Origin of the sequence: Phycicoccus jejuensis (assembly GCF_044797865.1) — a bacterium.
Lineage (GTDB): Bacteria > Actinomycetota > Actinomycetes > Actinomycetales > Dermatophilaceae > Phycicoccus > Phycicoccus jejuensis.
Window position 1 is genome coordinate 1,945,578 of record NZ_CP085209.1, and the last position, 17,767, is coordinate 1,963,344.

15 protein-coding genes are annotated in these 17,767 nt (G+C 75.6%); 7 read left to right on the forward strand and 8 right to left on the reverse strand.

The genetic code is table 11. From position 1 onward, the window contains the following. Positions 1-1,335, reverse strand: a complete 1,335-nt coding sequence (gene eccD / locus LG324_RS09155) for a type VII secretion integral membrane protein EccD (protein ID WP_404353019.1) — start codon at positions 1,333-1,335, stop codon at positions 1-3. A gap of 230 nt (positions 1,336-1,565) precedes the next feature. On the opposite strand from eccD, the gene LG324_RS09160 reads away from it, so the two are divergent. The 5 genes from LG324_RS09160 (at position 1,566) to LG324_RS09180 (ending at position 5,862) form a co-directional block, all read left to right on the forward strand. Further along, positions 1,566-1,883 carry a WXG100 family type VII secretion target gene (locus tag LG324_RS09160; protein WP_030527409.1) on the forward strand — a complete coding sequence of 106 codons (318 nt, stop codon included), beginning with the start codon at positions 1,566-1,568 and terminating at the stop codon, positions 1,881-1,883. A gap of 24 nt (positions 1,884-1,907) precedes the next feature. Continuing rightward, complete coding sequence (locus tag LG324_RS09165; RefSeq protein WP_036829365.1) at positions 1,908-2,198, forward strand: WXG100 family type VII secretion target; 291 nt, start codon at positions 1,908-1,910, stop codon at positions 2,196-2,198. 117 nt (positions 2,199-2,315) lie between these two features. Continuing rightward, positions 2,316-2,903 carry a hypothetical protein gene (locus LG324_RS09170; protein ID WP_404353020.1) on the forward strand — a complete coding sequence of 196 codons (588 nt, stop codon included), beginning with the start codon at positions 2,316-2,318 and terminating at the stop codon, positions 2,901-2,903. Between the two features lie 14 nt (positions 2,904-2,917). Then, entirely contained in the window at positions 2,918-4,393 is a 1,476-nt protein-coding gene (locus tag LG324_RS09175; protein WP_404353021.1) for a S8 family peptidase, read from the forward strand. Beyond that, positions 4,393-5,862 carry a WXG100 family type VII secretion target gene (locus LG324_RS09180; protein ID WP_404353022.1) on the forward strand — a complete coding sequence of 490 codons (1,470 nt, stop codon included), beginning with the start codon at positions 4,393-4,395 and terminating at the stop codon, positions 5,860-5,862. Before LG324_RS09175 ends, LG324_RS09180 begins: the two co-directional genes overlap by 1 nt. Before the next feature lie 177 nt (positions 5,863-6,039). On the opposite strand, the gene LG324_RS09185 is transcribed toward LG324_RS09180, so the two are convergent. Further along, on the reverse strand, positions 6,040-7,614 hold the full coding sequence (locus tag LG324_RS09185; RefSeq protein ID WP_404353023.1) for a hypothetical protein: 1,575 nt from the start codon (positions 7,612-7,614) through the stop codon (positions 6,040-6,042). A 121-nt stretch (positions 7,615-7,735) separates the two neighbouring features. Here LG324_RS09185 and eccCa point away from each other — a divergent pair, with 121 nt between their 5' ends. Both eccCa and LG324_RS09195 read left to right on the forward strand, forming a co-directional pair. Then, positions 7,736-11,716 carry a type VII secretion protein EccCa gene (gene eccCa, locus LG324_RS09190; protein WP_404353024.1) on the forward strand — a complete coding sequence of 1,327 codons (3,981 nt, stop codon included), beginning with the start codon at positions 7,736-7,738 and terminating at the stop codon, positions 11,714-11,716. A gap of 14 nt (positions 11,717-11,730) precedes the next feature. Further along, complete coding sequence (locus LG324_RS09195; RefSeq protein ID WP_030527403.1) at positions 11,731-12,483, forward strand: 1-acyl-sn-glycerol-3-phosphate acyltransferase; 753 nt, start codon at positions 11,731-11,733, stop codon at positions 12,481-12,483. Positions 12,484-12,550: 67 nt separating this feature from the next. Here LG324_RS09195 and LG324_RS09200 read toward each other — a convergent pair whose 3' ends face one another. The 6 genes from LG324_RS09200 to LG324_RS09225 form a co-directional block, all read right to left on the reverse strand. After that, positions 12,551-13,024, reverse strand: coding sequence for a VOC family protein (locus LG324_RS09200; protein WP_169742043.1), 474 nt, complete (start codon positions 13,022-13,024; stop codon positions 12,551-12,553). 146 nt (positions 13,025-13,170) lie between these two features. Continuing rightward, complete coding sequence (locus tag LG324_RS09205) at positions 13,171-13,419, reverse strand: hypothetical protein (protein ID WP_404353025.1); 249 nt, start codon at positions 13,417-13,419, stop codon at positions 13,171-13,173. Positions 13,420-13,587: 168 nt separating this feature from the next. Further along, positions 13,588-14,127 (reverse strand): NUDIX hydrolase family protein, encoded by a 540-nt coding sequence (locus LG324_RS09210; protein WP_030527400.1) that lies wholly within the window; start codon positions 14,125-14,127, stop codon positions 13,588-13,590. Further along, complete coding sequence (locus tag LG324_RS09215) at positions 14,124-15,002, reverse strand: ECF transporter S component (protein WP_404353026.1); 879 nt, start codon at positions 15,000-15,002, stop codon at positions 14,124-14,126. Before LG324_RS09215 ends, LG324_RS09210 begins: the two co-directional genes overlap by 4 nt. After that, positions 14,999-16,642 carry an ABC transporter ATP-binding protein gene (locus tag LG324_RS09220; RefSeq protein WP_404353027.1) on the reverse strand — a complete coding sequence of 548 codons (1,644 nt, stop codon included), beginning with the start codon at positions 16,640-16,642 and terminating at the stop codon, positions 14,999-15,001. Before LG324_RS09220 ends, LG324_RS09215 begins: the two co-directional genes overlap by 4 nt. Further along, positions 16,635-17,756, reverse strand: coding sequence for an energy-coupling factor transporter transmembrane component T (locus LG324_RS09225; protein ID WP_404353028.1), 1,122 nt, complete (start codon positions 17,754-17,756; stop codon positions 16,635-16,637). Before LG324_RS09225 ends, LG324_RS09220 begins: the two co-directional genes overlap by 8 nt. Between the last annotated feature and the right edge of the window lie 11 nt (positions 17,757-17,767).

A 17,767-nucleotide genomic window follows, 5' to 3' on the forward strand; every position in this document is an offset into this window, starting at 1 on the left:
TCAGAGGATCCCGACGGTGGCGGCGGCCAGGGGCAGGAGCGACACGAGCGCGACGCCGTCGAGGGCGTCGGCGACCCGGCCGAGGCGGACCCGGGTGCGGGGGGCGAGGACGGCCAGCGCGACGACGACCGCGCCGGTCGCCCCGAGGAGCACCGCGAGGGCCGGTCGCCACGTCGGGTGCGTCAGCGCGGCGACGACGGCGGCGAGGGCCACGCCGAGGATGCCCGTGGCCATCGCGATGACGACGGTGGTGCGGGTGCGGGCGTGCCGCGTGCGCAGCAGCGTGGCAGCGCACCCGGCGAGGACGAGGGCGGTCCCGGCCAGCCCGTCGGCGACGAGCTGCGGCGTGACGAGGAGCACCGCCCCGCCGGTCGACAGCCCGACGGCGACCATCACCTCGTGACCGAGGGCCACCTGGCCGCGGACGCGCTCGCGGTCGACCTCGGGCACGTCGGCCTCGATCTCGGCCTCGGTGCGGGGTGCGTGCGAGCTGAGCCGGCTCGAGGAGAGGCCGGCCCAGGGGAGGACGTTGCCGACGACGACCGCGAGCACGAGGACGACGGCGCACACCGTCGTCACGTCGACCTCGAGCACCCCGGTCGCGAGGCCGACCGAGGTGGCGACGAGACCGACGACGGCCCCGGCGGCCAGCACCAGACGGTGCCGGGCCACGACGAGGGCCGCGGCGAGCCCCACGATCGCGACGGCGGAGCCGACCCAGACCAGGCCGCGGCCCCAGAGCGCGTCGGCCGGGGCGACGGCGCTGCCGGAGGTCGCCGCGAACGCGAGGGCGGTGAGCGCGAGGGCGAGCGCGCCGCCGGCCTGCGCCCGCGCGTGGAGGACGGCGGCCGACCCGACCAGGAGGAGGGCGACGGCGAGCGCGACGGCGGCGACGAGGAGCCCGGTGTCCCGAGCGGTGAACAGGGCCCAGGCCGCGCAGAGGAAGAGGACCACGGAGGCGCCGACCGCCGTGCCGGCGCTGTGCCGCGCGGTCCACGGGGCGAACTGCGTCTCGACGACGTCAGCGACGGCTTCGACGACGTCGTCGTAGACCTTGTCGGTCGAGGGGTCGACGACCTCGAGGCTCAGCACCGACCCGTCGGTCACCCCCTGGGCCGCGAACGAGCGGTCGGGGTCGAGGAGGGTCCCGCCGCCCGCGACGAGCCGGAAGCCGTGCGTGGCCTGCTCGGGGTCGAGGACCCCGAGCTCGCGCGCGAGCTCGGGGACGATCTCGACGACCGGGATGCCGCCCGGCACACCGAGATCCGCGCGGCGGGTGCCCGACGACACGGAGACTCGGACGAGCGACGCGGAGGCGGCGCTGGACTGGCTCACGGTTTCGACTCTCCCCTCGACGGCCGGCCCGGTGCCGGTCCCGACGCGCCCCGAGCATAGACGCGTGGGGTTCGGGGAGTTCTCCCCATCGACCCATTTCGCATGGCACCGTAGGGTCGAGTGCAGGACGAGGGGCCGCACCGGAACCACGTCCGATGGACACCAGCCCTTCAGGGGGTCAGTGAAAACGGCTGCGGCACGATCGTCGTCGCACGAGGGAAGGACACAGCATGGGTGACCAGTTCAGGGCCGGCGCAGGCGTCGTCAAGGCCAGCGCCGACATCGTCTCGGCTGCGCGGGGGGACCTCCGCAAGCAGGTCAACGACCTGCGCACGCAGATGGAGGCCGTCAAGGCGCACTGGGAGGGGCAGGGCGCTGCCAGCTTCCAGAACGTCAGCGAGGCGTGGAAGGTGCAGACGCAGGACATCGTCGACGTGCTCGACACGTTCGAGGCGAACCTCACCGGCACGCAGCGTCAGTACGACGCCGACGATGCCGCCGCGTCGTCGAACCTCAGCAAGTACAGCAGCATGCTCGGCAACGGCTGAGCCGACGAAGGGGACTGAACGATCATGGGTGACGGAATCAAGGTCGGCGGCGCCGGCATCGACGCGCTCGTCGACGACATGCAGAAGGGCCTCGGCCAGATCGAGGGCCGGCTCGGCGACATGAAGAACGACCTCAGCAAGTACGTGGAGCAGTGGGACGGTTCGGCCCGCGCCGCGTACTCGAAGGCCCAGGCCGACTGGGAGAAGCAGATCCAGGAGTGCAAGCAGCTCCTCATGGACGTCCGCCAGGCGGTCATCTCCTCCAAGGAGGACTACCTCGCCGGCGAGCTGCGCAACACCAACATGTGGGGCTGAGCGCCCGACGTGCACGCGCCGGGTGCCGGTGCCTCCTCGGGAGGCACCGGCACCGCGGCGTGACGGGGAGGACCACGGGCGCGGGGCGCCCGTGACGGAACGGACCGAGGAGACGACGTGCCACGACTCGACGACGGCGGACCGGGCGCTGGACCCATCCAGTACCCGAGCATCCTGCAGACGCTCGGGCTGGACTACGAGCAGGACTGGACGAGCTCGACCCACGACGCGCTGCGGACGGTCGAGTACACCGTCGCGTCGCGCTCGACCTTCGGCGACATCCCGGCGGCGCAGGATTTCGCGACCGTCTACACGGCCGCGGCCCACATCTACGAGGCGACGCTGCGGGGCATCCGCGACGACCTGACCGCCGCCGCGCAGGCGCTGGCCCAAGCCGGCGCCGAGCTCCGCGAGCGCGACGAGGCCTCCGGCGACGCCTTCCAGACCCTGCAGGCGCGCTGGGCGACGCCTGACGACTTCGCGTCCGCGCAGCAGACGGAGCGGGCCGCCCGGGACGAGGCCGCGGTCGAGGGGAGCGCGGCCCAGGTGCGCATCGCCGAGGAGGCGCCGGCGCCCACCGACCCCGTGGGCCCCGGTGTCGACACCGGCGCGGGCGGGACGTCGGCCTCCACCCCGACCGGTCCGTCGAGCGGTGGCGCCGCGCCGTCCACCCCGCCGCCCTCCAGCGGCATGGACGTCGGCTGATGCGTCGAGCCCGCGTGCCTGCCACCGCGCTCGCCCTGGCCCTCGTGGCCACGGCGGGCGGTGCCGCGGCCGCGTCCGCGACGGCCGGGACCCTCGCCGGTGCGCCCGACCGCCTGTCGGCGGCCGCGTCCCCGGGCGAGTGGTGGCGCACGGCGATGGGCGTCGACGAGCTCAACCGCCGGGGCACCGGCCAGGGTGTGACGGTCGCCGTCATCGACGGGCCGATCGACGCCGACGTCCCCGAGCTCCGTGGGAAGGTCGACTCCAGCCGGAGCCTCTGCAGGGGCGACGGCTACGACGCTCCCCTCCGCTCGCCGTCGGCCACGGGCAAGCCCGCCGAGCACGCCACGAGCATGGCGGCGCTCATCGCCGGCTCCGGGAAGGGCACGGGGCCGGGCGGTCGTGGGATCCGCGGCGTCGCGCCCGACGCGACGATCCGGCACTACGCCGCGTTCTACCGTGACGCGAAGGACCGGCCGACCTGTCCGTCCGTCGACGGCGGGGACAGCGTCGACGAGGGCATGGCCCGCGCGGTCGAGCGAGCCGCCTCGGACGGCGCCGACGTCATCAGCATCAGCCTCGTCGGCCGCTACGACGACGAGATCGTCGACGCCCTCCTCGCGGCCTACCGGGCCGACGCGATCGTCGTCGCCGGCACCCCCAACGACGCGAAGTCGGGGATGTGGCCCGGTGAGGGCAACGGGGTGCTCGCGGTGACGAGCGTCGACTCGGCCGGCCGGATCCCGGAGTTCGGCATCAAGGGCAGCGCGTCCCTCGCCCTCGCGGCGCCGGGCAAGGACGTCATGGCCGGCAGCTACGACGGCTCCGGCTGGCACAGCGACACCGTCGTCTCGGGCTCGTCGATCGCCACGGCGATCGTCGCCGGCGGCATCGCGGCGATGCGGTCCGCCCACCCGGACGCGAGCGCCGGGCAGATCCTCCACGCGGTCAAGGACAACGTGGGGCTGCGCGAGAAGAAGAGCGGCAGCGGCTACGAGACCTGGTTCCGGCGCAGCGGGGCGGACCTGCCCACGGTACGCAGCGCCAACCCCGCCTACGGCTGGGGCATCTTCGACCCTGCCGACGCCGTGGAGGTCGACCCCTCGGCGCTGCCGAAGGACAACCCGTTCGTCCGCCCGGGCAAGAACGAGGAGCCGACGGTGCAGCAGGTCGCGACGTCCATGGGCCTGCCGGCGTCGACCTCGACGGGCTCCGCGAGCCCGTCGACGTCCCCGACCGTCAGTGCGACCCCGTCCGGCACGCCGGCGGCCCAGGCGGCCCCGGCCGTCCGCGACGACGGCCCGGGTGGGCCGCCGTGGCTGCTCCTCGGCGCCGTCGGGCTCGTGCTCCTGATCCTCGCCGGAGGTGGGCTCGTCCTGCGCGGACGCCGTGCGGCCGCGGGGGCGTCCCCCACACCGACCACCTCTGCCACCACGACCAGCACCACGACGACGGACGGCGCCGCGAGCGCCGAGGGGAGGAACCACTGATGGTCATTCCTGACGAGGGCCCGAGCAACCCGGCGCTGCCGGCCGACGCGGGGCCCAACGAGCGCAAGCTCTACGGGATCTACGGATTCTCGACGGTCCTCGTGCGGATGACCGCCGACGACTGGGGGACCACCGCCGACACGGTGAGCAACCTCGCCACCGAGGTGCGCTCGGTCATCACGAAACTGCAGGGGGCGGACCGGCCGTGGACGGGCCCGGCCGCCGACGCGGCCTACGCCACGCTCCAGAGGCTCGCCGGCCAGCTCGATGACCGGGCTGAGGAGATCACCGGCATCAAGCGGGGACTGAACCAGGCCGCGGACGCGGCGGACACGGCGCGGCAGGCGTACCAGAACACGGTGCGCACGATCTCGACCGATGTCGACCGCTCGTCCTACGAGCACACCCAGGCGCGCCAGGGCGGTCAGCCCGCGCCGGACGGCAAGGTCTTCGACCAGGCCGGCTTCGACGCGGCCGTCGCCGCGCAGCGCGAGCAGCGTGAGCAGCAGTCCGCGACCGTGCTCGCCGGCTTCGGCTCCGGCATCCGTGGAGCGGCCCGGGAGATGCCCGTGGCCGCGCAGGACTCCGTGACCATCGACCCGGGGTCCTCCGGCGGGGGCGGCGGCGGGGGTGGGTACCCGTCCGGTGGCGGCCCGAGCGGGGGCTCGTACGTCGCGCCCTCGGGCGGTGGTGGGGGCGGTGGCGTCTACCACGTGTCGCACCCGACCGGCTGGGTGCAGGAGCCGGTCGTCGAGAACCCCCAGCCGCCGACGACCACCCCGCCGACGACCACCCCGCCGGTCGAGCCGCCGGCCCCGGTCAGCCCGGTCAGCCCGACGCCGACCCCGGTCCACCTCGACGGCGGCACGACCGGCACGGTCACGCCCGGTGGCGCCGGCAGCACCGGCTGGGCCGGGACCGCGCCGGGCGGTGGGTCATCCGGCGGCGGTGCCGGAGGCCTCGGCGGCGCCGGTGCGGTCGGCGGCGGCGCCCTCATGGGTGGCGCCGCGCTGCTCGGCAAGGGCGTGCTCGGGCGGATGGGTGGTGGCGCGTTCGGTGCCGCCGGCGCGGCCGGCCGCCCCGGCCTGGTGGCCGGCAGCACCTCCGCCGCGGGCCGTGGAGCCGGCGGAGCCGCGGGTCGCGGTACGGCCGGCGCGGCCGGGCGCACGACCGTCGCCCCCGGTGGTCAGGGTGCCGCCGCGCGCGGCGGTGCCCGGGGCGCCGGTGGCGGTCGCGGCGCGGCCGAAGTCACCGGGTCGCGCAGCACCGGGAAGTACGGGGTCCCGAAGGTCGGCGAGAACGGCGGCCGCGCTGCCGGGGCCAAGGGTGCCGTCGGAGCCGCCTCCGGGGGGCGCGGTGGACGCCGGGGCCGCGACGAGCAGGCCCAGGACGTCGACCACCTGACGCACGAGGACGAGGAGACCTGGTTCGAGGGCGAGGACGACGCGACTCCGCCCGTCTGGCGCTGACGCCCCGGCCACGTCACGCGAGCGCCCCTTCCCCGTGCCGGGGGAGGGGCGCTCCGTCGTGCCGGGGTCGTCCCGTCTCGCCGGGGTGGTGTGACGGGGCGGCCGGGCAAAGTCGGGGCGGCCGGGCAAAGTCGGGGCGGCGGGGCGAGGTCAGGGGTGGTCTCGCGTGGCCGGGGATCAGCCGGAGGTGAACCGGCGCAGCGCCTCGACGAGGCCACCGGCCACGACGGCGAGCGGCAGCGCGAGGACGACCGCGAGCGCCTCGAGCCGGTCGGCGCCGCGCGAGAGCCGGGTCGAGGCCCAGCCCCCGGACAGCGCGACGGCCCCGAGGACCGCGGCCACCCCGAGGACGACCGCCCCGGCGACCACGCCCCAGCGCCAGCCGCCGTCCCAGTCGACGACGGCGACCGAGGTCGAGAGGGTGAGGGACGCCGCGGTGGCGAGCATCGCGGCGCGCGCCAGCCGGTCGCGGACGTGGCGCGCCTGGTACCCCAGCGCGGCGGCCGAGGCGAGGAGGAGCGCCCAGCGCGACCACGGCGCGAGCGTCGACAGCGGCTGGGTGAGCGCGACGACCCATCCGGCGACGACGGCGAGGACGCCGAGGTAGGTCGTGCCGACCGAGACCACCGAGCGGGCCTGCGCGACGCGGTCGCGGACGTCGGTGGCGGTGACGCGGCGGCGGCGCGCGGCGTGCCGCTCGCGCACCGACCACACGGTCGTCGAGAGGCGGTCGGTGTCGACGAGCTGGGTCTGGTCGACGTCGAGGCTGGCGCTCGGCAGCGCGCGGACGACGACCGGAGCGAGGCCCACGACGAGGGCGGCGGCCACGGTCACCGGCTGCTCGGCGAGCACCGTGCCGGCGACGAGGGCGGCGAGCCCGCCGAGGCAGGCCAGGGCCGTCCGCTCGGCCCGGTCGGCGGGCGAGCCGTCGGACGACGCGAGCGCGAGCACCACGGCCCCGAGCGCGGCCGCCAGCACCACCGCGACCGCGACCCGCGACGGCGTGGACGCGAGCGGGACGAGGAGACCCGCGGCACCCGCGAGCGAGGGGGCGCCGACGAGCCGGACCAGGGCGGCACCGCTGCGGTGCCGGGGGGTGAGGAGGACGGCGGCCACGGCGGCGGCGAGCAGCACCCCGCTCGCCGCCCAGCGGACGGCGGCGGCGTCGAGGACCTGGTCGGTCGTGCCGGCCGGTGCGGCGAGGGCGAGCGCCGCGGCGACGAGCGCGACGACGGCGCTGGCCGCGACGAGCACCGGCCCGAGGTCCGAGGCGCGTCGCGCGGCGCGTCGGGCGGGCCCGCGACGACGGCGCCGCGGGTGGTGCAGCGCGGAGCGGCTGACCGTGGCGTCGACGTCGTCGACGGCGTCGCGGCGCTGGGTGGCGTCGTCGACGAGCGAGAGCCCGGGGTCGGCGGTCGCGACCGACGGCGAGCGCGACCCACCGGCCCACGCCGGGGCCGACGGGCGGGCGCCGGGGGCGGCGGAGGACCGGTCGAGGCTGACGACCCCCCGGTGCACGGCGTGGGTGGTCGTCCGGACGACGGTGAGGACGGCGCCGGCGGGCAGGTCGCCGGAGATCCGGTCCTGGGGCCCGAGGACGTGGCCGGCGGCGGTCGCGACCGAGCTCGGCGTGGCGCTGGAGGAGATGCCGAGGACCGAGAGGACCTCGCTGACACGGGTGCCGACCGGGACGACGAGGTCGTAGCTGCGCTCGTCCGCGACGAGCGTCAGCTGCTGCGTCGTCCCGTCCACCGGGCCCTCCCGTCGTTCTCCCGCACTCGATCCGGCCCACCTCGGGCCACTCCCCGCGGGGAACAGTATCCACGGGTACGGTAGGCCGAGCGCCAGAAGCACCACCGGGAGGGGAAGCAGGATGTCGGTGCCCGCACGCAGCGGCACGCGAGAGAAGGCACCGGAGGTCCCCACGGGACGTCTCGTGCTCCAGCCCCCTCCCGAGATCACCCCGTCCGAGGGCGCGAGCGGCCTGCTGATGCAGGCGGTGCCGATGCTCGGCTCGCTCGGCTCCATCGGCTTCGTGGCCCTGTCGCAGAACGGCGCCCGCGCCTGGCTGACCGCCGGGATGTTCCTCGTCGCCAGCGTCGGGTTCGTCCTCGCGAGCGGCCTGCGGCAGCGCCAGCAGCACGCCGCCGGCGTCCTCGCCGCGCGCCGCGAGTACCTCGCCTACCTGCAGGAGGTCCGCGGCACCATCCGCGACGCCGCCGCCCGCCAGCGCGAGGCGGCCCTGTGGGACTACCCGGACCCCGCGGCGCTCCCCGTCATCGCCGCGGAGGGCACGCGCGTCTGGGAGCGGCAGGTCTCCGACGTCGACTTCCTCCAGGTGCGGATGGGCACGACGTCGCAGCCGCTCTGCCTCGAGCTCGAGCCGCCGGAGACCCCGCCGCTGGCCCAGCTCGACCCCGTCGCCGCCTCGGCGCTGCACCGCCTCCTCTCGACCCACCGCGTCCAGCCCGGCCTGCCGGCCTCGGCGGCGCTGCGGGCGTGGCCTCACGTCGAGGTGACGGGCGACGCCGACCCCGCGCGCTCGCTGGCCCGCTCGCTCGTCCTCCAGGCCGCGATGCAGCACGCCCCCGAGGACCTCGTCGTCGCCGCCCTCGTCTCGCGCGAGGCGCGCGCCGAGTGGGAGTGGCTCAAGTGGCTGCCGCACGCCCTCAGCCCCCGCGAGCACGACGCGGTCGGGCCGGTGCGGCTCGTCGGCGAGTCGGTGCACGACCTCCTGCCGCTCCTGCCCCAGGAGATCGTCGAGCGTCCGCGCTTCGGCCCGAGCGAGCGCGGCGCGCTGCCGCACGTCCTGCTCGTCGTCGACGGCGGGCACGTGCCGCCGGGCAACCCGGTCGTCACGCCGGACGGCGTCCTCGGGGTCACCGTCCTCGACCTGCCGGAGCAGTGGGGCGAGCTCGACTCGGGGACGACGCTGCGCCTCGCCGTCGGTCCGCGCACGACGAGCGGCCCGCGCGCCGGCACCGCACCGCTCGAGGTCATCAGCCTCGCCCGCGGGGTGGCCCACGGGGTCGCCGACCAGCTCTCGACCACGCGCGCCGAGGCCGCCGCCCGCCGCCTCGCGCCGCGGTACACCGCCGACGAGCCCGAGGCGCGCGACGCCCTGAGCGCCTCCACCGAGCTCGTCGACCTCCTCGGCACCGGCGACGTCCGCGACTTCGACGTCGACACCGCGTGGCGCGCGCGACTCCAGCGCGACCGCCTCCGCGTCCCGATCGGCGTCGACGAGAAGGGCCTTCCCGTCGCGCTCGACATCAAGGAGTCGGCGCAGCAGGGCATGGGCCCCCACGGCCTCGTCATCGGCGCCACCGGCTCCGGCAAGTCCGAGCTGCTGCGCACCCTCGTGCTCGCGCTCGCGATGACGCACTCGCCGGAGTCGCTCAACTTCGTCCTCGTCGACTTCAAGGGTGGTGCGACGTTCGCCGGGATGGCCGACATGCCGCACGTCTCGGCCGTCATCACCAACCTCGGGCAGGAGCTCACGCTCGTCGAGCGCATGCAGGACGCGCTCCAGGGTGAGATGACCCGCCGCCAGGAGCTCCTGCGCTCGGCCGGCAACTTCGCCAACGTCACCGACTACGAGCGCGCCCGGGCCGGCGGCGCCGACCTCGAGCCGCTGCCGGCGTTGCTCATCGTCGCCGACGAGTTCTCCGAGCTGCTCGCCGCCAAGCCCGAGTTCGCCGACCTCTTCGTCGCCATCGGCCGCCTCGGCCGCTCGCTCTCGATGCACCTGCTGCTCTCGTCGCAGCGCCTCGAGGAGGGCCGCCTGCGCGGGCTTGAGTCCCACCTGTCCTACCGGATCGGCCTGCGCACCTTCTCGGCCGGCGAGTCCCGCACCGTCATCGGCGTGCCCGACGCCTACGAGCTGCCGCCGGTCCCCGGGCTTGGCTACCTCAAGCCGGACCAGACGACCCTGACGAAGTTCAAGGCCGCGTACGTCTCCGGCCCGCCGAAGGGCCGCCGGCGCCGCGCCGCGAGCGAGCCCGGCGGTGGCGGCCCGTCCGAGATCCTCCCGTACACCCTCGCCCCGGTCGCGGCCGGACGGCGCGCACCGGTCGAGCCCGCGGCCCCGGCGCCCCAGGAGGCCGCCGAGGAGCGCGCGGTCTTCGACATCGCCGTCTCGCGGATGAAGGGCCACGGCCGCCCCGCCCACCAGGTGTGGCTGCCGCCGCTCGACGTCCCGAACTCGATGGACCAGCTCTTCGGCGACCTGCGCGAGGACGCGGCGCTCGGGCTCACGAGCCCGTCGTGGCGGGCGCGCGGCGACTACGTCCTGCCCGTCGGCATCGTCGACCGGCCGCTCGAGCAGCGCCGCGAGCTGTTCGTCCTGCGCCTCGGCGGGGCCGGCGGCCACGTCGCCGTCGTCGGCGGACCGCGCTCCGGCCGCTCGACGTTCGCCCGCACGCTCGTCACGGCCATCGCCCTGACGACGACCCCGCTCGAGAGCCAGGTCTACGTCCTCGACTTCGGCGGCGGCACGTTCACGCCGATGGCCAAGCTCCCCCACGTCGCGGGCGTGGCCAACCGCAGCGAGCCCGAGGTCGTCCGCCGGCTCGTCGCCGAGATCCGGGGGATCGTCGACGCCCGCGAGGCCTACTTCCGCGCCAACGGCATCGACTCGATCGAGACCTACCGCCGGCGCCGGGCCGAGGGCCGGGTCGACGACGGCTACGGCGACGTCTTCCTCGTCGTCGACGGCTGGCCCACCGTGCGCGCCGAGTTCGACGAGCTCGAGGGGCAGATCACCGAGCTCGCCGGCCGCGGCCTGACCTTCGGCGTCCACGTCGTCCTCACGACCTCGCGCTGGATGGACTTCCGCAACCAGATCCGCGACGTCCTCGGCACCCGGGTCGAGCTGCGCCTCGGCGACCCGACCGACTCCGAGGTCGACCGGCGCGTCGCCGCCAACGTCCCCAAGGGGCGCCCCGGCCGCGGCCTGACGATGACCAAGCACCACTTCCTCGGCGGCATCCCGCGGATCGACGACCGCGGCAGTGTCGACGACCTCGGCGACGGCGTCGAGGACCTCGTCACGCGCGTCAACGCGGCCTGGCAGGGCCCGCGCGGCCCCAAGCTGCGCCTGCTGCCCGAGGAGATCACGCTCGACGCCGTCCGCGAGCTCGCCGGCCCCGACGACCGCCGGCTGCTGCTCGGTGTCGACGAGGCCAACCTCGCCCCGATCGGCCTCGACCTCGCCGAGGAGCCGCACCTCTACCTCCTCGGGGACGGCGACAGCGGCAAGACGGCGTTCCTGCGCACCGTGGCCCACGAGGTCGCGCGCCTGCACACCCCGGACGAGGCGAAGCTCTTCGTCGTCGACTACCGGCGTGGCTTGCTCGGCGAGCTGCCCGAGGCGCACGTCGGCGAGTACCTGACGACCGAGGAGCAGACCGTCGGGGCGGTCGAGGGCATCACGGAGTTCCTCCGCACCCGCCTGCCCGGCCCGGACGTGACCCCCGAGCAGCTGCGGGCTCGCTCGTGGTGGAGCGGCGCCGAGGTCTACTTCCTCGTCGACGACTACGACCTCGTCGTCACCTCGTCCGGCTCGCCGCTGCGGCCGCTCGTGCCCCTGCTCGCGCAGGCCGGTGACGTGGGTCTTCACCTCGTCGTCACCCGGCGCAGCGGTGGCGCCTCGCGGGCGCTCTTCGAGCCGGTGCTCCAGAGCATCCGCGACCTCGGCAGCCCCGGGATCCTGCTCTCGGGCAGCCCGGACGAGGGGATGCTCATCGGCCGCGTCAAGGCGTCGCCGCAGCCGCCCGGCCGCGCGCGCATCGTCTCGCGGGACCTCGGCGACCAGGTGTTCCAGACCGCGTGGCAGCCTCCTCGTCACCGCTGACCTAGGCTGCCCGCATGGAGCCCGTGTACCGCCCCGTCATCCACGCGGCCAAGACCCTGTTCTTTCTCCAGGGCACCCGCTTCACCATCACCGGTGAGGAGAACGTGCCACGCACCGGTGGCGCCGTCATGGCGATCAACCACACGTCCTACCTCGACTTCATGTACGCCGGCCTGCCGGCGTGGCCCCACCGCCGCTACGTGCGGTTCATGGCCAAGAAGTCGATCTTCGTCCACGGTGTCGCGGGGCCGCTCATGCGCGGGATGCACCACATCCCCGTCGACCGGCACAAGGGCGGCGAGGCGTTCCGGCTCGCCGTCGCCGCGCTCAAGGCCGGCGAGATCGTCGGCGTCTTCCCCGAGGCGACGATGTCGCGTTCCTTCGAGCTCAAGGAGTTCAAGCCGGGCGCGGTGAAGATGGCGCAGGTCGCCGGCGTGCCGGTCCTGCCGACGACGATCTGGGGCGGGCACCGGGTCTGGACCAAGGACCACCCCAAGCGGATGGGCCGGGCCAACATCCCCGTGCACATCGCGGTGGGGGAGCCGATCGTCCTCGAGCGCCGTGAGGACGTCACCGCGGCGACCGCGCGGGTCAAGGCGGCGATGCAGGCGCAGCTCGACGTGCAGCAGGCGGCCTATCCGGCGCTGACCGGCGACGAGCTCGTCTACCTGCCGGCGCGCCTCGGCGGCACGGCGCCGACGCTCGAGGCCTCGCACGAGGCCGACGAGCAGGACATGCGCCGCACCCGCGACAAGTTCACCGGCTGACCCCGGCTGCGCGCAGAAGGTCCCGCGGCTCCCGGATGATTCCCGGCGTCGCGGAAGGTCCTGCGCGTCAGCCGGTGCCGAGCAGGCGGGCCGCCAGGGCGGCCACCTCGTCGTCGGTGACCTCGCGCGTCGCGACGTCGGCGAGGACCGCGGCGTACTCCGCGGTCGGGGCCTGGAGCTCGAGGGCGATGCCGTCCGGGTCCCGGAAGTTCAGGTGGTACCCGAGCGGCATGTCCTGGATCGGGCTGTGCGGCACGCCCGCCGCCTCGAGCCTGGCCTGCCACTCGACGAGCTCGTCGCGGTCGGCCGCGGCGAGCCCGAGGTGGTCCAACCCGGTCACCAGCTCGCTGAACCGCGCCCGGGTGCTCTCGGGGTGACGCACCAGAGCGAGGACGAAACCGGTGCGCTGGTCGATGAGGATGCGCGCGTAGCCGGTGTCGAGGATTCGACGCAGCCCCAGCACCTGCGTGTAGAAACGCTCGCTCACGTCGAGGTCGGTGACGCTCAGCGACACGTGGTTGAGCCCGGAGAACTGCGGCACGACGACCACTGTGGGCGCAGCCGGGCGCGTCGGTCAAGATCCCACCGACCCGTCGCGCACCGACCGGTCGTCACGCAGGAGGTTCCGCGGCTCCCGGATGTTTACCGGCGGCGCGGGAGGTCCTGCGTGTGCGAGTGTCCGGGACGTCAGCCGGTGCCGGTCGGGGCGCGCGTGACCAGCCCTGCGAGCAGGCCGACGACGAGACCGAGCACCGTCGAGGGCGCCCCCACCTCGAGGACGGCGAACCAGGCGGTCGGCGGGTAGGCCAGCAGCCCCAGGACCAGGCCCACCGCGGCGCCCAGCAGTCCGAGGCCGACGGCGCCGGCCACGGCCAGGCGGACCGGCCGCGGCAGCGCCCCGACGGCGAGCGCCGTCTCCGTCCCAAGCCGGGTCATGGGCCCAGTGTGGACCGCGCCGGGCAGGAGGGGAAGACCGATGGCGAAGGACCGGAATCCCGCGCCCGAGCATCCGCGCCGTCACGGTGACGACGCGGAACCTCCACAGGGACGCGGATACATCCCCGTCCCGCCGGAGCAACCGCGCCGCGGGTGTGACCCAGCGGGTCAGACGGAGTGGCCGAGGTGGGCGAGCGCCTGCCGCAGGAGGACGCCGTGGCCGCGGTCCATCTCGGCCTGCACACCCGGGTCGAGCGCCTGGGCCGGGGTCAGCCACGTGAGGTCGAGCGCGTCGTTCTGCGGGGCGCAGTCACCGGCCACGGGCACGACGAACGCGAGCGACACCGCGTGCTGGCGCGGGTCGTGGAAGGGCGTGACCCCGGGCGTCGGGAAGTACTCGGCCACCGTGAACGGCTGGGGAGCCACCGGGATGCGCGGCAGGGCCACCGGGCCGAGGTCCTTCTCGATGTGGCGCAGCAGCGCGTCGCGGATGCGCTCGTGGTGCAGGACACGGCCCGAGACGAGCTCGCGGCAGACGCGGCCCTCGTCGTCGAGGCGCAGCAGCACACCGAGGGCGGTGACCTCGCCGCGGTCGTCGACCCGCACCGGCACGGCGTCGACGTAGAGGATCGGCAGCTTCTCGCGCGCCGAGTCGAGCTCCTCGCGGCTCAGCCAGGCGGGGTCGCGGTCGAGCTCGAGGGGGTTCATGGAGGCGATTGTGCCAACTCTCCCGGCGACCGCGACCGGGGGCTCGCCGGGGCGTCGGCGTCGCCCGCCTCCTCGAACGCCACGGGCGCCTCGAACGCGGCCCGCCGGGCGGCCCGGCGCAGCGCCCCGAGCACCGGCCGGGCGGTGACCGAGACGAGGACGACGTTGGTCAGTGCGCGCCCGAGGTCCCAGCCGAGGCTCGTCGCGAGGCTGAAGACGACGAACCGGTGGAGGTTCTCCAACAGGGGCGCCCCCGCGACGAACGACAGCCCGCCACCCATGCCGGTCGAGAACGGCCAGAACGACAGGTTGAGCAGGAACCCGTACGCGAGGCCGGCGAGCGCGCCGTAGCCCGCGAGCAGGGCCACCTCGGCCTTGCCGCGCACCCGCGGCAGGAGGCCGGCGCCCATCCCGACCCACGCGGCGCCGAGCATCTGGAAGGGCAGCCACGGGCCGACGCCGCCGGTGATGAGGGCCGACGCGAAGAGCGTGACCGCGCCCTGGACGAACCCGAACCCGGCGCCGAAGACGCGCCCGCCGAGGACGAGCAGGAAGAAGACGGTCTCGAGCCCGGCGGTGCCGGCACCGAGCGGACGCAGGGCGGCGCCGACGGCCGAGAGCACCCCGAGCATCGCCACCGCCTTGACGTCCATCCCGCCCTCGGCGATCTCGGCGAGGACGACCGCGAGCAGCAGCGGCAGGACGAGGGCGAAGACGAGCGGTGCGTCGGCCGAGTGGGCCAGGCCCGAGGACGGGTCGACGAGCAGCGGCCAGCCGAACGCGACGAGGCCGGCGAGGCTGACGAGCGCGACCGCCACGGTCGAGCGCGGCCGCATCCGGATGGCGCGCCCGGGGCGGGCGTCGGCCGCGCTCACCGGGCACCCGCCGGGAGCGCGGTCCGGACGGCGTCGACGGTCAGCCACGGACCCGGGCGCAGGACCTTGGCGACCTGCGGCGCGAACGCGGGGGAGGAGACGACGACCTCGGCGGTCGGGCCGTCGGCGACGACCTCGCCGGCGGCCATGACGACGACCCGGTCGGCGACCTCGGCGACGAACTCGACGTCGTGGGTCGCGACGACGACGGCCCGGCCGCGGGCGACGAGGTCGCGCAGGGTGGTCGTCAGGGCGGCCTTCGCGGTGGGGTCGAGGCCGCGCGTCGGCTCGTCGAGGAGCAGCACGGGCGGGTCGGCCGTCAGCTGCACGGCGAGCACGAGGGCGAGCTTCTGCCCCTCGGAGAGGTCGCGCGGGTGCCGGTCGGCCGGGATGCCCGGGGCCAGCCGGGCAAGGAGCCCGGCGCACGTCCCCGCGGGGACGGAGCTCTCACGGTCGGCCTGCGTGCACTCCCCGCCGACGGTGTCGAGGTAGAGCAGGTCCGTCGCGGTCTGCGGCACGAGCCCGACGACGGCCCGCCGGCGGGCCGGCGAGAGCTCGGACGGCTCGACGGGGGCGCCCGAGGGACGGGCCACCTCGACCCGGCCCGACGTCGGCCGCGTCGAGCCCTGCAGGGCCCACAGCAGGCTCGACTTGCCCGAGCCGTTGCGCCCCATGAGGGCGGTGACCTCGCCCGCGGCCAGGCCGAGGTCGACCCCGGCGACGGCGATGACGTCGCCCGGGTGGCGCACGACGACTCCGGCGGCGCGCAGGACGGGGGCCCCGCCCGGGCGTTCCTCGACCGCAGGGTCCGGCGCGTCGGCCAGTTCCGCCCGCAGGCCCCGGGAGGCCCGCCGGGCGTCGCGCACCGACAGGGGCAGCGGGCGCCATCCGGCCCAGCGGCCGAGCTCGACGACGGGCGAGGCGATGTCGCTCCACCGCATGACCTCGGCCGGCTCGCCGTCGCGCACGACCCCGCCGGCGCCGACGTGCAGCACGCGGTCGGCGTAGTGGAGCACCCGCTCGACCCGGTGCTCGGCGACGACGACCGTGACCGCGAGGTCGTGGACGAGCCGGGTGATCGTCGCGAGCACCTCCTCGGCGCCGGTGGGGTCGAGGGCCGAGGTCGGCTCGTCGAGGAGGATGACGCGCGGGTGGGCGGTCAGCACCGAGCCGATGGCGACCCGCTGCTGCTGCCCGCCGGAGAGCTCGCGCAGGTTCGCGCCGCGCAGCTCGGGGATGCCGAGGACGTCGAGCGTCTCCTCGACGCGCTTGCGCATCGTCGTCGCCGAGAGGCCGAGCTGCTCCATGCCGTAGGCGAGCTCCTCCTCGACGGTGTCGGTGACGAAGCCGGCGAGCGGGTCCTGGCCGACGACCCCGACGAGGTCGGCGAGGTCGCGCGGTCGGTGCTCGCGGGTGTCGCGGCCGTGGAGCAGCACGCGCCCGCGCAGGGTGCCGCCGGTGAAGTGCGGCACGCGCCCGCACATCGCGCCGAGCAGGGTCGACTTGCCCGAGCCGGTCCGCCCGACGACGAGCGCGAGCTCGCCCTCCTCGACGACGAGGTCGACGTCGCGCAGAACGGGGGCGTCGGCGCCGGCGGGGGTCACCGAGACCGACTCGAGGACGATCGCCTGGTCAGACACCGGCCACCTCCCGGGCACCGCGCTCCGGCACGCGCGACGGCGGGCGCGGCGGCTCGGGGGTGAGGAACGCCGGGAGGGCGGCGACGAGCAGCCCGACGACGGCGAGCAGGGGGAGCGCGGGGACGCCCAGCGGCTCGAGCGGCATGGCCAGGGCGTCCGGGGTGGTGCGGCCGACGACCGTGAGCACGGCGGCAGGCACGACGCCGCAGGCGACGGTCAGCCACTCGGGGCCGCCCCAGGTGTCGGGTCGGTAGGTGGTGGTGCGCACGTGGCGGCCGCCGAGCCAGAGGCCGGTCAGCGCGAGACCGAGGCCGACGACGAGCGACGGGGTGCCCATGAGCGTCGGGGTCGAGGCGTCGAGGACGCCGTAGAGGCCGACGGCGGTGAGCAGCAGCCCGAGGAGGGTGACCGCTCCCGTCACGAGGCGCTGCCGTGGGGCGGCGGTGCCGCTGCGGCCGTAGCCGCGCGAGTCCATCGCGGCGGCCAGCAGCAGGGATCGCTCGAGGGTGTCCTCGAGCACCGGCAGGGCGATGGCGGGGACGGCCCGGATGCCCGTGCGCGTCTCGCCGCGCAGGTCGCGGGCGCGCCGTACCCGCTGCACCGACTCCGCGAGCTGCGGTGCGACGGAGACCGACACGACGACCGCGGCGCCGACCTCGTGCAGCGCGGTGGGCAGGCTGCGCAGCAGGCGCTTGGGGTTGGCGAGGGCGTTGGCCGCCCCGATGCACGCGATGATGACGGCGAGCCGCAGGCCCAGCGTCGCGGCGCCGAGCAGCCCCTCGAGGTAGACGTCGCCGCCGACCTGGATGCCCGCCGCCCACGACGGCAGCGTCGCCTCGGGCAGCGGGAGCACGCGGAGGGTGCCGAACTTCAGCCCCACGGCGACGTGGAGGACCACGCGCACGACGATGATCGCCAGCCCGAGCCACAGGTAGAGCCGGAAGGCCCGGGCCCACGGCGAGGACCCACGGCGGGCCGAGACGACGAGGGCCGCGACGGCGAGCGCGAGGAGCAGCAGCAGCGGGTTGGTCACCGCGCTGACGGCCACGGCGAGCCCGATCGCCCATCCCCACCAGGCGCCCGGGTGGACGGCGCGGGGGAGCGATCGGGTCACCGTGGCATCAT

Bases quoted from the DNA above. Each gene is read 5' to 3' on its own strand.
- LG324_RS09210 (WP_030527400.1), bottom strand. From the start codon at position 14,127: ATGAACCCCCTCGAGCTCGACCGCGACCCCGCCTGGCTGAGCCGCGAG.
- LG324_RS09180 (WP_404353022.1), top strand. From the start codon at position 4,393: ATGGTCATTCCTGACGAGGGCCCGAGCAACCCGGCGCTGCCGGCCGAC.
- eccCa (WP_404353024.1), top strand. From the start codon at position 7,736: ATGTCGGTGCCCGCACGCAGCGGCACGCGAGAGAAGGCACCGGAGGTC.
- LG324_RS09160 (WP_030527409.1), top strand. From the start codon at position 1,566: ATGGGTGACCAGTTCAGGGCCGGCGCAGGCGTCGTCAAGGCCAGCGCC.
- LG324_RS09205 (WP_404353025.1), bottom strand. From the start codon at position 13,419: ATGACCCGGCTTGGGACGGAGACGGCGCTCGCCGTCGGGGCGCTGCCG.
- LG324_RS09165 (WP_036829365.1), top strand. From the start codon at position 1,908: ATGGGTGACGGAATCAAGGTCGGCGGCGCCGGCATCGACGCGCTCGTC.
- LG324_RS09195 (WP_030527403.1), top strand. From the start codon at position 11,731: ATGGAGCCCGTGTACCGCCCCGTCATCCACGCGGCCAAGACCCTGTTC.